Below are 13,977 nucleotides of genomic sequence, written 5' to 3'. Positions count from 1 at the left end.
CCCGCCGGGCAGTCACCAGGAAGGACGCACGCCCTCGTGGCAGCGCATCGAAAACCCAAGCAGCGCCCGTTCTCCGGCTCTGCTGCCCGCACCGCGGCCGGTCTCGCCCTCACCGGGGCCGCCACCGCCGTCGTGCTGCCGGGATCGGCCCACGCCGACCCCGGCCTCACCCCCGCCCAGGTCAAGGCCGAGGTGGACCGGCTGTACCACGACGCGGAGGTCGCCACCGAGAAGTACAACGGCGCGAAGGAGAAGGCGACCGCCGCGACCGAGGAGCTGAACGCCCTGCGCGACGAGGCCGCCCGCCGGACCGAGCGCCTCAACACCGCGCGCGACGAGCTGGGCTCGTACGCCGCCGCGCAGTACCGGGCCGGCGGCATCAGCCCGTCCGTGCAGCTGGCGCTCTCCTCCGACCCCGACCAGTACCTGGAACGCGCGGCGTTCGTGGACCGGGTCGGCGACCGCCGGGCCGCCGCGCTCGACCGGGTCCGCAAGCAGGTTGCCCGGATCGCCGAGGTGCGCTCGCGGGCCGACGAGAAGCTGACCGTGCTGGCCGCCCGCCAGGCCGAGCTGAAGAAGCAGAGGGCCACGATCAGGGCCAAGCTGGCCGACGCGCAGCGGCTCCTCGCCCGGCTGAGCCCGCCCGAACGCGCCGCGTACGAGGAGTCCGGCCACGGCGGGTCCGGCGGTACGGACGCCGCGGCCCGGGCCGGCCGCGCCGCCGCGCGCGGCCCCGTCCGGGCCCCGAACGCCCGCGCCGCCGCGGCCGTCGCGTTCGCCTACGGGGCGATCGGCAAGCCGTACGTCTGGGGCTCGACCGGCCCCTCCTCGTTCGACTGCTCCGGGCTCACCCAGGCCGCCTGGCGCTCCGCCGGAGTCTCCCTCCCCCGGACCACGTACACCCAGATCAACGCCGGACAACGCATCCCGCGCTCCCAACTCGCCCCGGGCGACCTGGTGTTCTTCTACTCCGGGATCAGCCACGTCGGGCTGTACATCGGCAACGGGCAGATGATCCACGCGCCGCGCACGGGCTCGACGGTCCGGATCGCGCCGATCGACCAGATGCCCTTCGCCGGGGCGACACGCGTGGCATAGGCTCCCGATTCCGATCCGGAGCGGGGGCCGCCGCCGGGCGACCGTGCCCGGGTCGGACCGCCACCGGGTCGGCCCCGTCGGGAGCGACCCGCCACCGACCAACCGGCCCGAGGACACCCACACATGCCCATGGACGTCGATGTCCAGACCCATGCCCGTACCCTCGCCCTGCGCTCCCCCGACCATCTCCGGGTCGGGCCGTTCACCGTGCGGTACAACCCCGACTGGTCCATCAAGTACGCCAATTACGCCATACCCGACCAGGACGCCGAACCGACGCCCGGGGAACTCGACGCCCTGGTCGCGGCGTTCCGCGCGCACGACCGGCTGCCGCGGCTGGAGTTCCTGACCGGCTGGGCGCCCGCGGTCGAACCCGCGCTGCTCGCCGCCGGGTTCACCGTCGAGAACCGGGCTCCGGTCCTGGCCTGCGCCCCCGGCGACCTGCGTGCCCCGAAGCCGGTGGAGGCCCTCACGATCACCGAACCGGCCACCGACGCGGAGCTCGCCGCCGCCGCGCTCGTCCAGCACCACGGGTACGGCGGGACGGGCGAGCCCGAGGACGGCACGGAACGGTGGCTGCGCACGGCGGTCGAGGACGGCGGGGTCGCGGCCCTCGCCACCGTCGACGGCACACCGGCGGGCGCGGGCGGCTGCTCGGTCCCCGTCGACGGCCTCACCGAACTGGCCGGACTCGCCGTCGCCGACGCGTTCCGGCGCCGGGGCATCGGCGCCGCGCTCTCCGCCCACCTCACCGCGACCGCCTTCGAGCGCGGCTGCCGGGTGGTCTGGCTGGAGCCGGGCGACGCCGACGTCGAGCGGATCTACGCGGGCATCGGCTACCGCCGGATCGGCGAGAAGCTGAACATCTCGCTCGACCCGGCAGCCTGACCGACGACCGCCCGGCGGCCACCCGACGGCCACCCACGGCCGGTGCCCCGGACGGCCGCCCGGCAGGTTCCGCGATCCGGCGGTCCGGTGGGGTCTGCGGTCCGGTGGGGTCTGCGGTCCGGTGGGGTCTGCGGTCCGGGGGCTCAGACCAGCCGTCGGGCCGTGGCCCACCGGGTCAGCTCGTGCCGGTTCGACAGCTGGAGCTTGCGCAGCACCGCCGAGACGTGCGACTCGACCGTCTTCACCGAGATGAACAGCTGCTTGGCGATCTCCTTGTACGCGTAGCCGCGGGCGATCAGCCGCAGCACCTCGCGCTCGCGCTGGGTCAGCCGGTCCAGGTCCTCGTCGACCGGCGGCGCGTCCGTGGAGGCGAAGGCGTCGAGGACGAAGCCGGCCAGCCGGGGCGAGAACACCGCGTCGCCCTCCTGGACCCGGAAGACCGAGTCGATCAGGTCGGTGCCGGTGATGGTCTTGGTGACATAGCCGCGGGCGCCGCCCCGGATGACGCCGATGACGTCCTCGGCGGCGTCCGAGACGGACAGCGCCAGGAACCGCACCGGGTTCTCCGCCGCGCCCATCAACGGGGCGCAGCGGCGCAGCACCTCGACGCCGCCGCCCCCGGGCAGGTGCACGTCGAGGAGGACGACCTCGGGGCGCGTCGCCGTGATGACGGTGACCGCCTGGTCGACGTCCGCGGCCTCGCCGACGACCTCGACGCCGGTCTCCTCGGTGCGGCCGATCTCGGCCTGGACTCCGGTGCGGAACATCCGGTGGTCGTCGACGAGCACGACCCGTACCCGGCGCTCCGGGCCCCCGCCCGGTTCAGTGGTCCTGGTCATCGCTCGCCCTCTCCATCTCCAGCTCGACCTCCGTGCCCCCGTCGGGCACCGAACGCAGCCGTGCCGTGCCGCCGTTGCGCTGCATCCGGCCGATGATCGATTCTCGTACGCCCATTCTGTCCCCCGGTACGGAGTCCAGGTCGAACCCCGGGCCCCGGTCGCGCACCGACACGAAGACCGTACGGCCCTCGACCTCCGCGTACACCTGCACGGCGCCGCCCTCGCCACCGTACTTGGCGGCGTTGACCATCGCCTCGCGCGCGGCCTGCATCTGTGCGACCAGCTTCTCGTCCAGCGGGCAGTCGCCGACGACGACCACCTCCAGCGGGACGCCGTGCTTGTCCTCGACCTCGGCGGCGGCGCGCTTGACGGCCTCGGCGAGGGTCTCGGGTTCGTCGTCCTCGTCCTTGCCGGTGCCCTCGGGGTTGTACAGCCAGTTGCGCAGTTCGCGTTCCTGGGCGCGGGCCAGCCTGCGGACCTCTCCGGCGTCCTCCGCGTTGCGCTGGATCAGGGTGAGGGTGTGCAGCACCGAGTCGTGCACGTGGGCGGCCACCTCGGCGCGTTCCTGGGCCCTGATGCGCATGGTGCGCTCCTCGGACAGGTCCTGGGTCATGCGCACGAGGTAGGGGCCGGCCAGCAGCGCGATGCCGGTGAGCACGGCTATCGCCGCCGTCAGGACGTTGCCGAGCTGGGCCGCGGAGCCGCGCACCACCATGAAGACGGCCAGTCCGAGGCCGACCAGGGCGACCCCGGCGAAACCTCGGGCCAGGTGCAGCACCCGGCGGCGGCTGCCGACCTCCATCCAGCGGGCGCGCCGGGCGTTGTCGGCCTGCCGCCACACCAGTACGGAACCGGCGCCGATCAGCAGCGTCGGCCAGATGTAGCGGTTGGCCTTGCTGCCCATGTCGACGTTGCCGACGAAGATCATGGCGCCGATGAGCAGCGCGATCAGGGCGAAGACCTGGCCCTTGTCGGGTTTGCGGAGCCGGCGGGTGCCGTCCGGGGCGGTCTCGAAGAGCGGGCGCGGCGGTTCGACGCCGCCGACGCCGAGCGGGACGACGATCCAGAACACGGCGTAGAGCAGGGCGCCGAGGCCGTCCGCGAAGAACAGGCCGAGGAAGACGAACCGCACCCAGGCGACCGGCAGCCCTATGTGCCCGGCGAGGCCGCGCGCGACACCGCCGAGCATCCGTCCGTCCGCGCTGCGGTACAGCCGCCGCTGCGGCGGCTCGTCCGGGTCGGCGGTGCGGGAGCCCGGGGCTCGGGTCGTGGCGGCTGGCATGCATCGATCGTCACATGCCCGCGCGGGTGGTGGCATCAGGGTCGGTCCCCCACTCGACCCTGAGAGCCCCGCACCGGGCACGACGGGGAGCGGCGGGAAGCAGCGGGCAGCGGCAGGAATCCGTGGGCTCCGGTTCCGGTTCCGGGCGGGTCCGGGGCGCCGGGTTGCCGGGGCCGGGCGCCGGGTCCTCGAAGATCCCGGGCCCCGAGTGCCTCGGGGCCAATATCAGGGATCGGCCAGGGTCGGGGCGGGTCCCGGACCGGCGTCCGGCCCGTCACCATGGAGCCATGACCGTTCCCCAGGACGCCGCCCCCGGTGTCGCCCAGCCCCCCGAACCGGCTCCGCAGCTGCGGCGCAGCCCTCGGCACAAGGTCGTGGCCGGGGTGTGCGGCGGACTCGGCCGCTACTGCGACGTCGATCCGGTCATCTTCCGGATCGTGCTCGGCGTGCTGTCGGTGACCGGCGGCATCGGGCTGATCTTCTACGGCTTCGCCTGGCTGCTGATCCCCGCGGACGGCGAGGAGGAGAACGAGGCGCGCCGGCTGCTGTCCGGCCGGGTGGAGGGCGCGTCGCTGATCGCGGTGCTCCTCGCGCTGATCGGCTGCGGGCTGTTCCTCTCCATGCTGAACAACGGCGGGACGCTGGCGTTCTCCGCGATGCTGTCGCTCGCGGTCGTGGGCTTCGCCGTGTGGACGCAGCAGCGCAGGACGGTGGCGCCCGCGGACCCGCTGCACCCGACGGCCGCGCAGGCGGTGGCCGACGCGCCCCCCGAGGTGAAGGCGCCGCCGTCGCCGGGCAGCCCGTCGTGGTGGCGCGACCCGATCGTCAAGGACGGCACGACGGGGCCGGTGAGCCTCGGCTATCTGTGGGGCCCGGCCGACGCGCTGCCCCCGGACGGGCCGGGCGGACCCGGTGGACCGGAGGCGCCGGGCGGACCGGGCAGGCCGTACCGGTCGCCCCAGCCCGCGTGGGGGAGCCCGGACAATCCGTTCCGGGTGCCCCGGCGGGAGCCCGGCACCCGGGGGCCGGTCCCGATCGGCGGTCTCGTGTTCCTGTTCGCGCTGATCGCGGGCGGTCTGGGCACGGGGCTGAGCTGGGACTCGCACCCGCTCGGCACGAGCCTGCAGTTCGGTCTGGCCGCCGCGCTCGCGGTGTTCGGGCTGGGCATCCTGGTCAGCTCGTTCCTCGGCCGGACCGGGTTCGGCACGGTCATGCTGGCGATGATCACGGCCGTTCTGCTGGCGGGCGCCTCCGCGCTGCCCAAGGAGATCTCCACGCAGTGGATGCGCGAGAGCTGGCGCCCGACCTCGGCGTCCGCCGTCCGGCCCGACTACCACCTGGGCACCGGGGTGGCCCGGCTGGACCTCACCGGGGTCACGGTCCCCCGGGGCGACACCGTCACGACGAAGGTGGACGTCGGGGCCGGCCGCGTGGTCGTCGTCGTACCGGAGGAGGTGACGGTGGAGGTGGCCGCGCGGGCGAACCTCGGGGACATCTCGCTGCCGGACAGCCGCCCCGCCGACGCCCCGGCCGAACAGCAGATCGACGTGAACATCAGGCCGTCGCAGAACGAGCACCGGACGCTGCCCCCGGCCCCGGGCAGCAAGCCGGCCGGCACGGTCGAGCTCACTCTCGAAGTCGGCATCGGACAGGTGGAGGTCACCCGTGCTGCGTCATGAGTTCCGTCCGGGACGTGCGGTGACGGGCGTGGTCGTGCTCGCCCTGGCCGCGGGGTACGCGGCGGACGCCGCGGGCTCCTGGAACGCCTCCTGGACCTTCTTCTTCCCGCTGTTCTTCGGCGGCCTCTGGCTGGCCGCCACCGTGACCTGGGTGAACTACATGATCCGCCGTCGCCGCGACGCGAGGAGGGCGTCCGCCGAGAACGTGGGTGCCCCGGCCAGGAGCAGCGGCAGCCAGGCCGCGAGATAGGCCAGGTCGTTGCCCAGGTAGTACGGATCGGCCTGCCAGCTGACGGTCAGCCACAGGCTCAGCGAGATCAGCGCCCCGCCGAGCGCGGCGATCCGGGCCCACAGCCCGAGGAGGGTGCCGAGGCCGACGAGGAGTTCCCCGACGGCGATGGCGTACCCGAAGCCGCCGGGGCTCTTCAGCGCGAGGTCGACCAGGGCCGGGATCGCGGACGAGTCGCGCACCGCGTGCAGGGTCTCGCCGAGGGAGCCCGGCCCGCTCGCGTGGAAGAACGAACTGTCCGTCAGCTTGTCGAGCCCGGCGTAGACGAAGGTGACGCCGAGGAAGATCCGCAACGGCAGCAGGGCGTGCCGCCGCGCCAGTTCCCCGATCCCGTTCGCCCTGCCCGCTCCGTTCAGCCCGTTCCATCCGTTCGGGCCGCCCGTACCGCGTACGTACAAGCCGTGATCCCGCATGTGGTCACCTCACCTCTCGTCGTCCCCGTCACCAGACGATACGTACGCGACGCGCGCGGCGATCACCCGGTGGGGTGGCGAGGAGCAGGGCCGGGGGTGAGGAGCGGGGCCGGGGGTGAGGGGCGGCGGTCAGTCCGTCACGTCGATCTCGACCCGGTTCGTCTCCACCCCGGCGGCGGTCACGACCTGCACCTCCACCACCCCCGGTTCGACCTCGACGGGCACCGGCACGGTGAGGACGCCGTCCGTCGGGTTGGCGAAGCCGCCGGTGACCGGGATCAGCGGTACGTGCACGTGGACCCGCCCTATCCGGACGACCAGCCGGGCCAGCCGGTCCGGCGTCCCGGCCCCGGGCGGCACGAAACCCGCGCCGCGGATCTCGATGTCGTCGCCGGTGCGCACCGACGCGTCCAGGTCCCCGGCCTCGCGGGCCCGCACCACCGAGAGGATCACCGGACGGCCGCCCTCCGTGTACTTCCCGGCGAAGTACGCGAGCGCCGAGACGGTGACCAGCAGCGCCAGCCCCCAGGGCAGGTCGGGCAGTTGCTCGGGCCTGCGGGCCAGCCGGACCGCGGCGAACAGCACGGCGACGGTGCTGACCAGCACGTACTGCACGTCCGTGAAGCTGCCCCGGCCGGAGTCGTCGGTGAGCAGGTCGGCGGCGCGCGGCCGGACGGCCCGCAGCTTCTGGAGCCGGCCGGCCAGGGTCCGTACGGTCACCACCCGGCGCACCACCACGGCGACGGCGCACACCAGCGCCAGCACCGTCACCACCCCGGCGCCCCTCGCCAGGTCGAGTCCCTCGATCAGTTCGTCCCGCTCGGCGGGGTCGGAGGCGCCCGCCAGCTGGAGCGCCAGCACGAGCACGGAGAAGACCGCGAGCAGCACCCAGGAGGCGGCGACCGCGCGGGAGGTGGAGAGCCGGTTGTCCTCGCCGATCACGGGGGCGAGGAGGCCGCCGCGGGCGCGGTGGACGTGGGCGGCGCCGGTGAGCAGCCCGGCGGTGACGAGTCCGGCGATCAGCCCCGCGGTACGGGCGTTGGTCCAGCCCCCGCCGAGGGCGGTGACGGTCTCGCCGAGGACCAGCAGGACGACGCCGCCCCACACCGCGATCAGGGTGCGCCGCCACACCCGGTACAACCAGGCCTCGCCCGCCTCCCGGCCCCGTTCGGCGACGGTCCTGGCGGACTGGGTCAGTTCGTCGGAGACCCACTGGCGGGTCGCGGACGCGGAGTGGGCCACCCCGGACGGCAGCCCCTGGCCCGCGGCGAACTCGTCCCGTTTGGCCAGGAAGGCGGCCACCGCACGCCGATGTCCCTCGCGCGCCCCGTGCGGGCAGCCACCGCACGTGCAGCCGCCCGTGTGCGTGCTGCCCGCACTCGCCTCGTCCAACGCCACGGAGAACGCCGCCCTTTCCCAACTCCGGTCGAACCAACTCGACTGTTATTGCTGCGAATTGTGCCGCACGGAAAGGCTTCGGGCCGCATCGGGGCGGGCCGACGGCGCGTATCGTCAGAATGTGCGACTGATCCGGCGCCACAGGGGCTGGTAGTTGATCCACGCCACCAGGTCGCTGCCCAGCTGTTCCCGGGTGGCGACGGCGTCCCGGTGCCCGATCACCACCGGCTTCCCGGCCGCCCGTGCGGCGAGTTGCACCTGGCACGAGCGGTCCAGCGCGATGAACCACCACGCGGCCGCGTCCACCGAGTCGCCCACGGTCAGCAGCCCGTGGTTGCGCAGCACGATCGCCTTGTGCCCGCCGAGCGCGGCGGCGATCCGGCGTCCCTCGTCCTCGTCGACGACGACGCCGGTGTAGGCGTCGTACAGGACGTGGTCCTCGTAGAAGGCGCAGGACTCCTGGGTGATCGGTTCGACGAGTTCGCCGAGCGCGGCCAGGGCCCGCCCGTGCACGGAGTGGGTGTGGGCGACGGCGACGACGTCCGGACGGGCCCGGTGCACCTGGGCGTGCACGGCGAACGCGGCCTGGTTGACGTGGTGGCGGCCCTCGACGACCTGCCCCTCGCCGTTGACCATGATCAGCTCGTCCGGCCCGAGCCCCTCGAAGGGCATCCCGAAGGGGTTGACCCAGAAGCAGTCGGTGAACTCCGGGTCCCGCGCGGTGATGTGGCCGGACACGCCGTCCTCGTACCCGTACTCCCCGAACAGCCGCAACGCCCCGGCCAGCCGTTCCTTGCGGTGCGCGCGCTCGTCGGCCGCGGACGTGTGGACGGGCGGCATCGCGAAGTGGAGCCGGTCCACGGGTATGGGCGCGGGGGCGGGGACGGACGCGGGTGTGGACGCGGGGGCGGAGGCGGACGCGGGGGCGGGTTCGGACATGGCGGCTCCTCGGGACTCCCAGGACATACGGGATCGGAAGTTACCGCCGGTTGCCGCAAGTGGCCAGGGGTGTGGGGGTGGGGGCTGCACCCCTGGCGCCGTCCATCACCGCCGCCGATCGATCGCGGTGAGGTCGATTTCCAGAGGGAAGGGGACGTCCAACTTCAGCTTGTTGTGGTGAATGCCGGTCGGCGTGTACGCCTTCAGTGCCGGGTCGAGCTCGTACACGTACACGATGGGCAGACCGTCCGCGCCCGCCTCCACCCTCCAGAAGTGCACGACTCCGGCAGCCGCGTACTTCCGGGGCTTGACCTCCCGATCCCTGTCCGCTGATTCCTCAGAGACGACCTCCACCACCAAAATGACGTCCTCCGGCCGGAGCGACGTCTGTTTGGGACCGGTGTCCGCCCCCAGTGGAACCACGAGTACGTCCGGCTCCGGCCGGTTCCGACTGTCCAGCCTGACGCTGAATTCACGAAAGACATCGAGATCGTCCGGCGCCTGTTCAAGGAGAGAATTCTCCAGCAGACGCATGGTCCGCATGTGAAACCTGGTCTGCGGACTCATGAAGACGAGACTCCCATCGATCAGCTCAGTGCGCCGCGGCAGATTCGGAAGCCGGTCGAGATCATCCGCGGTCCAGCCCTCGGGCGGAGGAACGGGGTAGTTGTACTTCTCGTCCAGCTCGTATTCGGGTGCGGCACTCATGATTGCTCCCATGGGGCAGAGTCTCGTCTCCTCAGCCAGCGTACCCAGCACGTACGCCGATGCCGCCGCCCAAACGAATGAGCGACGGCATCGGCGTTGACCTGCGGGGAGGGGTTACTCCCACTCGATGGTGCCCGGCGGCTTGCTCGTCACGTCGAGCACGACGCGGTTGACGTCGGCGACCTCGTTGGTGATGCGGGTCGAGATCTTGGCGAGCGTCTCGTAGGGCAGGCGCGACCAGTCGGCCGTCATGGCGTCCTCGGAGGAGACCGGGCGCAGGACGATCGGGTGGCCGTAGGTGCGGCCGTCGCCCTGGACGCCGACCGAGCGGACGTCGGCGAGCAGGACCACCGGGCACTGCCAGATGTCGCGGTCCAGGCCGGCCGCGGTCAGTTCCTCGCGGGCGATGGCGTCGGCCTCGCGGAGCAGGTCGAGCCGCTCCTCGGTGACCTCGCCGACGATGCGGATGCCCAGGCCGGGGCCGGGGAACGGCTGGCGCTGGACGATCTCCTCGGGCAGACCGAGCTCCTGGCCGACCATCCGGACCTCGTCCTTGAACAGCTGGCGCAGCGGCTCGACGAGCTGGAACTCGATGTCGTCGGGGAGGCCGCCGACGTTGTGGTGCGACTTGATGTTGGCGGTGCCGGTGCCGCCGCCGGACTCGACGATGTCCGGGTAGAGCGTGCCCTGGACGAGGAACGCGACCTCGGGGCCGTCCTCCTGGAGGATCTCCAGCTGGGCCTGCTCGAAGACGCGGATGAACTCGCGGCCGATGATCTTGCGCTTGGTCTCCGGGTCGGAGACCCCGGCGAGGGCCTTCAGGAAGCGCTCGCTGGCGTCGACGACCTTCAGGTTGGCGCCGGTGGCGGCCACGAAGTCCTTCTCGACCTGCTCGGTCTCGCCCTTGCGCATCAGGCCGTGGTCGACGTAGACGCAGGTCAGCTGGGAGCCGATGGCCTTCTGGACCAGGGCGGCGGCCACGGCGGAGTCGACGCCGCCGGACAGGCCGCAGATCGCGCGCTTGTCGCCGACCTGGGCGCGGATCGCCTCGACCTGCTCCTCGATCACGTTGCCCGTGGTCCAGTTCGGCTCGATGCCGGCGCCGCGGTAGAGGAAGTGCTCCAGGACCTGCTGGCCGTGCGTGGAGTGCAGGACCTCGGGGTGGTACTGGACGCCGTAGAGCTTCTTCTCGTCGTTCTCGAAGGCGGCGACCGGTACGACGTCGGTGGACGCGGTGACGGTGAAGCCCTCGGGGGCGGCGGAGCAGGCGTCGCCGTGGGACATCCAGACCGACTGCTCGGCGGGGGTGCCCTCGAAGAGCGTGGAGCCGGCCTTGGTGACCGTGAGCGGCGTGCGGCCGTACTCGCGGGCCCCGTTGTCGTCGACCGTGCCGCCGAGCGTGGTGGCCATCAGCTGGAAGCCGTAGCACATGCCGAAGACCGGCACCCCGGCCTCGAACAGCGCGCGGTCGAGGGAGGGCGCGCCCTCCGCGTACACCGAGGAGGGGCCGCCGGACAGGATGATCGCCCTGGGGTTCTTGGCCAGCATCTCGGCCACCGGCATGGTGGACGGGACGATCTCGCTGTAAACCCGGGCCTCACGGACGCGTCGGGCGATGAGCTGGGCGTACTGCGCGCCGAAGTCGACGACCAGGACCACGTCGGTGGTGCTGTCGGCGGCGGCGGGGGGTGCTGCTGGCACGGGGCGGCCTTCCGGCGGTGGAAAAAGGGGTCGGTTCTGTCGATTCTACCGGGGTTGCCGAGCCATCCGGCGTCATGCTCAGGTCATGCCCGGGGGCCGGCGGGGCGTTCCGGACGCCGGTGGGGAGGCGGCGGAGCCCCGGGGGTGGCGAAGCCTGGCGGGTGGCGGGGCGTCTCAGCATCCGGGCCCCGTGTTGGTCCGCCCGCGCGGGCGGGGCCATACTGAAGCCATGCGTCAGCACACGACCTTCGTCTTTACCTATGGCATCCGGCCCGCCGGCTGCCATGGTCGTGCTGCTTGATCCACTGACGAGCAACGTTCCAGGCGCCCCGGGCCGAAAGGCCCGGGGCGCCTCGGCGTTCACGGACCGGTCGGCTCGGGGACCACATCCACGAGGAGTCACCACCATGACCAGCACCGCTCCCACCAGCACCGCTCCTGCCAGCACCGTTCCCGCCCGGACCGCGGACGGGGCCGGGTCATCGGCCGCCGAGCGGACGGGCGCGCACACCGACGAGGCCGCCGCACTGATCGCCGACGCGCGCGCCCGCATCGACTCCCTCGACGACCGGATCATCGGGCTCGTCCAGGAGCGGATGGCCGTCTCGGCGGTCATCCAGGAGGCCCGGATCACCTCCGGGGGCCGGCGCATCAACCTCTCCCGCGAGATGGAGATCCTCGGCCAGTACCGGGACGCCCTCGGCAAGCCCGGCACCTCCCTCGCCATGACCCTGTTGGAGCTGTGCCGCGGCCGAGCCTGACGCCCGCCCCCTGACGCCCGCCCCCCTGGCGTCCGCCCCCCTGGCGTCCGACCCCCTGACGTCCGGCCCTCGCCGCCCGGGACACCCGCCCGTCCGGCGCTCCTGTCGGGCCCTGCGGCCCCTGCGGGCCCGTCGCGGCAGCCTGCGGGCCGGGGGTACTCCGGCGTATCCCAGTTCGGGCCGACTCTCACCCGTACGGCGCGTGACCGGGTTCGCGGCGGCTTCGTTGGTCCCGGTGTCCGTGCCAGCCAGGGGCGGCTCCGGAAGAAAAGAAACCACGCGTGGCTCCGCTGGAGCGTGTGGCGTGCCGCTGGTACGCCGTGGGACCGCGCACCAGCGTGCGTGACCGGTCGGCAGGGGACAGCAGTCCGGTCACTCCAGGAGCGGTCGGCCCCGGGGACGCCCGGAGCCGACCGCTTCCATCACGAGGTCCGTGATCCGAACGGACCGGGACGAGGCCGGGCCCCGCGCGGAGCCCGGTCCGTCCGTTCCGGCACCGGGACCACGTACCGGCACCGACGCACGAGGGCCCCACGGACCGATTCCCGGCCTCGGGTTCTCACGGCCCTCGCTCGTGCGGCCCCGCCCCTGCGTACCACCCGCCCCGACCGCGGCCCCGCCCCTGCGTACGACCCGCCCCCACCCCCGTCCCGTACCACCTCCGGTTTGTGGCGCCGGGCGGGCCATCGGTGCAATTGAGGGCACTTGAGCGTGATTGGTCTCACATAAGGGTTCTGTGAGTGCCCGGACAACCATTGCGGCGGATCGCAGGTCAACCATGCGAAACCCCGGGCCCGCCCCGTGCCCCGGCACGGCGGGCCCGCCCGAACCCGTACCGCTCACGGCGGTACGCCCCATCTCCGAGGTCACCATGAAGCTTCGCCGCGCCATGGCGTTCGCCGCCGCCACGGCAGTCATCGCCCCCGCCGCGGTCCTGGCCGCCCCGGTCGCGCTCGCCGTGACGACGGACGGGACCACCACCGCCGAGACCACCGCCTCGCCCTCGCCGAGCGGCTCCGACTCCACGGAGACCGAGGTGCAGCCGACCCCCGGGCCCGGGACGTCGAGCTCCGCACCCACCGGGGAGACCGGCGAAGAGACCGGAGAGTCCGGAGAGAAGCCCGGCGGGCCGGCCGGTGAGGGCGGCGAGTCCGGCGAGGAAGAGGGCGAGGGCACCGACCCGGTCCCGGGCGACAAGCCCGGCGCGACCCCGAGCGGCTCGGCGAGCGCCTCGGCCTCCGCCTCCCCGTCCCCCTCGGGCTCCGAGGACCCGACGGAGCCGACGGAGTGCGCCACGTCCCACCTCGACACCTCCATCGACGGCCTGCCCGGGAAGATCGCCCGGGGCAGCGGCTGGCACAAGTTCAAGATGAACGTCTACAACTCCTCGAAGTCCACCGTGAAGAACGTCGACTACTTCGCGGGCGCCTCCTCCGACGAGGCGGGCGACGACCTCTTCCGCTCGAAGCAGGTCCGGCTCCAGGCCCTCGACCCGGAGACCGGCACGTGGGAGGAGCTCAGCGAGGACGGCCGCGCGGTCGGCTACGTCGGCCAGTCCGACGAGATCCCCGCGGGTTACGAGGTGGACATCCCGCTGCGCATCAACGTGCGGTCGAGCGCTCCGGTGGGCTCCGGCTTCACCCTCGGCGCCGGTCTGTACGTGGGCGACAAGGACTGCCAGGGCGTCACCGACGTGGCGTACAAGTTCAAGATCGTGGAGGCGGGCGGAAGCGGTTCCACGCCGCAGACCGGCGGCCGTGCCCCGGTCCCGTCCACGAAGCCGGCGGACAACCGGACGGGCCGGGTGACCAGCAGCCTCGCGGAGACCGGTTCGTCCTCCGCCCTGCCGGTGTTCGCCACCGCGGGCGGGGTGGCCGTGGTGCTCGGCGCGGGCGCGATGTTCGTCGTGCGGCGCCGCAGGAACGGTGACGCCGACGCCTGACGCGTCCGAATCACCGTGAGTTCCGGAGCGCCGTGAGTTC

At 73.0% G+C, this 13,977-nt stretch carries 13 protein-coding genes; 5 read left to right on the top strand and 8 right to left on the bottom strand.

Going from position 1 to position 13,977, the window contains the following annotated elements:
* The first annotated feature begins 36 nt into the window (after positions 1-36).
* Both OCT49_RS21655 and OCT49_RS21650 read left to right on the top strand, forming a co-directional pair.
* Complete coding sequence (locus OCT49_RS21655; protein WP_283853492.1) at positions 37-1,098, top strand: C40 family peptidase; 1,062 nt, start codon at positions 37-39, stop codon at positions 1,096-1,098.
* 123 nt (positions 1,099-1,221) lie between these two features.
* Positions 1,222-1,986 (top strand): GNAT family N-acetyltransferase, encoded by a 765-nt coding sequence (locus OCT49_RS21650; RefSeq protein WP_283853491.1) that lies wholly within the window; start codon positions 1,222-1,224, stop codon positions 1,984-1,986.
* Between the two features lie 143 nt (positions 1,987-2,129).
* Here the strand turns inward: OCT49_RS21650 and OCT49_RS21645 are convergent, their stop codons facing one another.
* Positions 2,130-2,825: a LuxR C-terminal-related transcriptional regulator gene (locus tag OCT49_RS21645; RefSeq protein ID WP_283853490.1), complete on the bottom strand. Its 696-nt coding sequence runs from the start codon at positions 2,823-2,825 to the stop codon at positions 2,130-2,132.
* Entirely contained in the window at positions 2,809-4,107 is a 1,299-nt protein-coding gene (locus OCT49_RS21640) for an ATP-binding protein (RefSeq protein WP_283853489.1), read from the bottom strand. The genes OCT49_RS21645 and OCT49_RS21640 overlap by 17 nt, the downstream gene beginning before the upstream one ends.
* Positions 4,108-4,394: 287 nt before the next feature.
* On the opposite strand from OCT49_RS21640, the gene OCT49_RS21635 reads away from it, so the two are divergent.
* Entirely contained in the window at positions 4,395-5,786 is a 1,392-nt protein-coding gene (locus tag OCT49_RS21635) for a PspC domain-containing protein (RefSeq protein WP_283853488.1), read from the top strand.
* Here OCT49_RS21635 and OCT49_RS39840 read toward each other — a convergent pair.
* From OCT49_RS39840 to guaA, 6 genes are all read right to left on the bottom strand, one after another.
* Positions 5,781-5,927 carry a hypothetical protein gene (locus tag OCT49_RS39840; protein ID WP_349632797.1) on the bottom strand — a complete coding sequence of 49 codons (147 nt, stop codon included), beginning with the start codon at positions 5,925-5,927 and terminating at the stop codon, positions 5,781-5,783. The genes OCT49_RS21635 and OCT49_RS39840 overlap by 6 nt on opposite strands.
* Before the next feature lie 15 nt (positions 5,928-5,942).
* On the bottom strand, positions 5,943-6,488 hold the full coding sequence (locus OCT49_RS21625) for a DoxX family membrane protein (RefSeq protein WP_283853486.1): 546 nt from the start codon (positions 6,486-6,488) through the stop codon (positions 5,943-5,945).
* Positions 6,489-6,617: 129 nt separating this feature from the next.
* Complete coding sequence (locus OCT49_RS21620; RefSeq protein WP_283853485.1) at positions 6,618-7,886, bottom strand: hypothetical protein; 1,269 nt, start codon at positions 7,884-7,886, stop codon at positions 6,618-6,620.
* A 114-nt stretch (positions 7,887-8,000) separates the two neighbouring features.
* On the bottom strand, positions 8,001-8,825 hold the full coding sequence (locus OCT49_RS21615) for a class II aldolase/adducin family protein (protein ID WP_283853484.1): 825 nt from the start codon (positions 8,823-8,825) through the stop codon (positions 8,001-8,003).
* Positions 8,826-8,930: 105 nt separating this feature from the next.
* Positions 8,931-9,533 carry a Uma2 family endonuclease gene (locus OCT49_RS21610; RefSeq protein WP_283855891.1) on the bottom strand — a complete coding sequence of 201 codons (603 nt, stop codon included), beginning with the start codon at positions 9,531-9,533 and terminating at the stop codon, positions 8,931-8,933.
* A gap of 114 nt (positions 9,534-9,647) precedes the next feature.
* Positions 9,648-11,234, bottom strand: a complete 1,587-nt coding sequence (gene guaA / locus OCT49_RS21605; protein WP_283853483.1) for a glutamine-hydrolyzing GMP synthase — start codon at positions 11,232-11,234, stop codon at positions 9,648-9,650.
* Between the two features lie 407 nt (positions 11,235-11,641).
* Between guaA and OCT49_RS21600 the strand changes: the two genes are divergently transcribed.
* Positions 11,642-11,995 (top strand): chorismate mutase, encoded by a 354-nt coding sequence (locus OCT49_RS21600; RefSeq protein ID WP_283853482.1) that lies wholly within the window; start codon positions 11,642-11,644, stop codon positions 11,993-11,995.
* An 871-nt stretch (positions 11,996-12,866) separates the two neighbouring features.
* Positions 12,867-13,937 carry an LAETG motif-containing sortase-dependent surface protein gene (locus OCT49_RS21595; protein WP_283853481.1) on the top strand — a complete coding sequence of 357 codons (1,071 nt, stop codon included), beginning with the start codon at positions 12,867-12,869 and terminating at the stop codon, positions 13,935-13,937.
* Positions 13,938-13,977 lie beyond the last annotated feature (40 nt).

It is taken from the genome of Streptomyces sp. ML-6, assembly GCF_030116705.1.
Lineage (GTDB): Bacteria > Actinomycetota > Actinomycetes > Streptomycetales > Streptomycetaceae > Streptomyces.
The sequence above is the reverse complement of the archived record's forward strand: the minus strand, read 5'-3'. Positions and strand labels throughout refer to the sequence as shown.

What these genes read in the sequence shown, in the direction of transcription:
- OCT49_RS21650 (WP_283853491.1), top strand. Translation starts at nt 1,222, where the DNA reads ATGCCCATGGACGTCGATGTCCAGACCCATGCCCGTACCCTCGCCCTG.
- OCT49_RS21645 (WP_283853490.1), bottom strand. Translation starts at nt 2,825, where the DNA reads ATGACCAGGACCACTGAACCGGGCGGGGGCCCGGAGCGCCGGGTACGG.
- OCT49_RS21640 (WP_283853489.1), bottom strand. Translation starts at nt 4,107, where the DNA reads ATGCCAGCCGCCACGACCCGAGCCCCGGGCTCCCGCACCGCCGACCCG.
- OCT49_RS21635 (WP_283853488.1), top strand. Translation starts at nt 4,395, where the DNA reads ATGACCGTTCCCCAGGACGCCGCCCCCGGTGTCGCCCAGCCCCCCGAA.
- OCT49_RS21625 (WP_283853486.1), bottom strand. Translation starts at nt 6,488, where the DNA reads ATGCGGGATCACGGCTTGTACGTACGCGGTACGGGCGGCCCGAACGGA.
- OCT49_RS21615 (WP_283853484.1), bottom strand. Translation starts at nt 8,825, where the DNA reads ATGTCCGAACCCGCCCCCGCGTCCGCCTCCGCCCCCGCGTCCACACCC.
- OCT49_RS21610 (WP_283855891.1), bottom strand. Translation starts at nt 9,533, where the DNA reads ATGAGTGCCGCACCCGAATACGAGCTGGACGAGAAGTACAACTACCCC.
- OCT49_RS21600 (WP_283853482.1), top strand. Translation starts at nt 11,642, where the DNA reads ATGACCAGCACCGCTCCCACCAGCACCGCTCCTGCCAGCACCGTTCCC.
- OCT49_RS21595 (WP_283853481.1), top strand. Translation starts at nt 12,867, where the DNA reads ATGAAGCTTCGCCGCGCCATGGCGTTCGCCGCCGCCACGGCAGTCATC.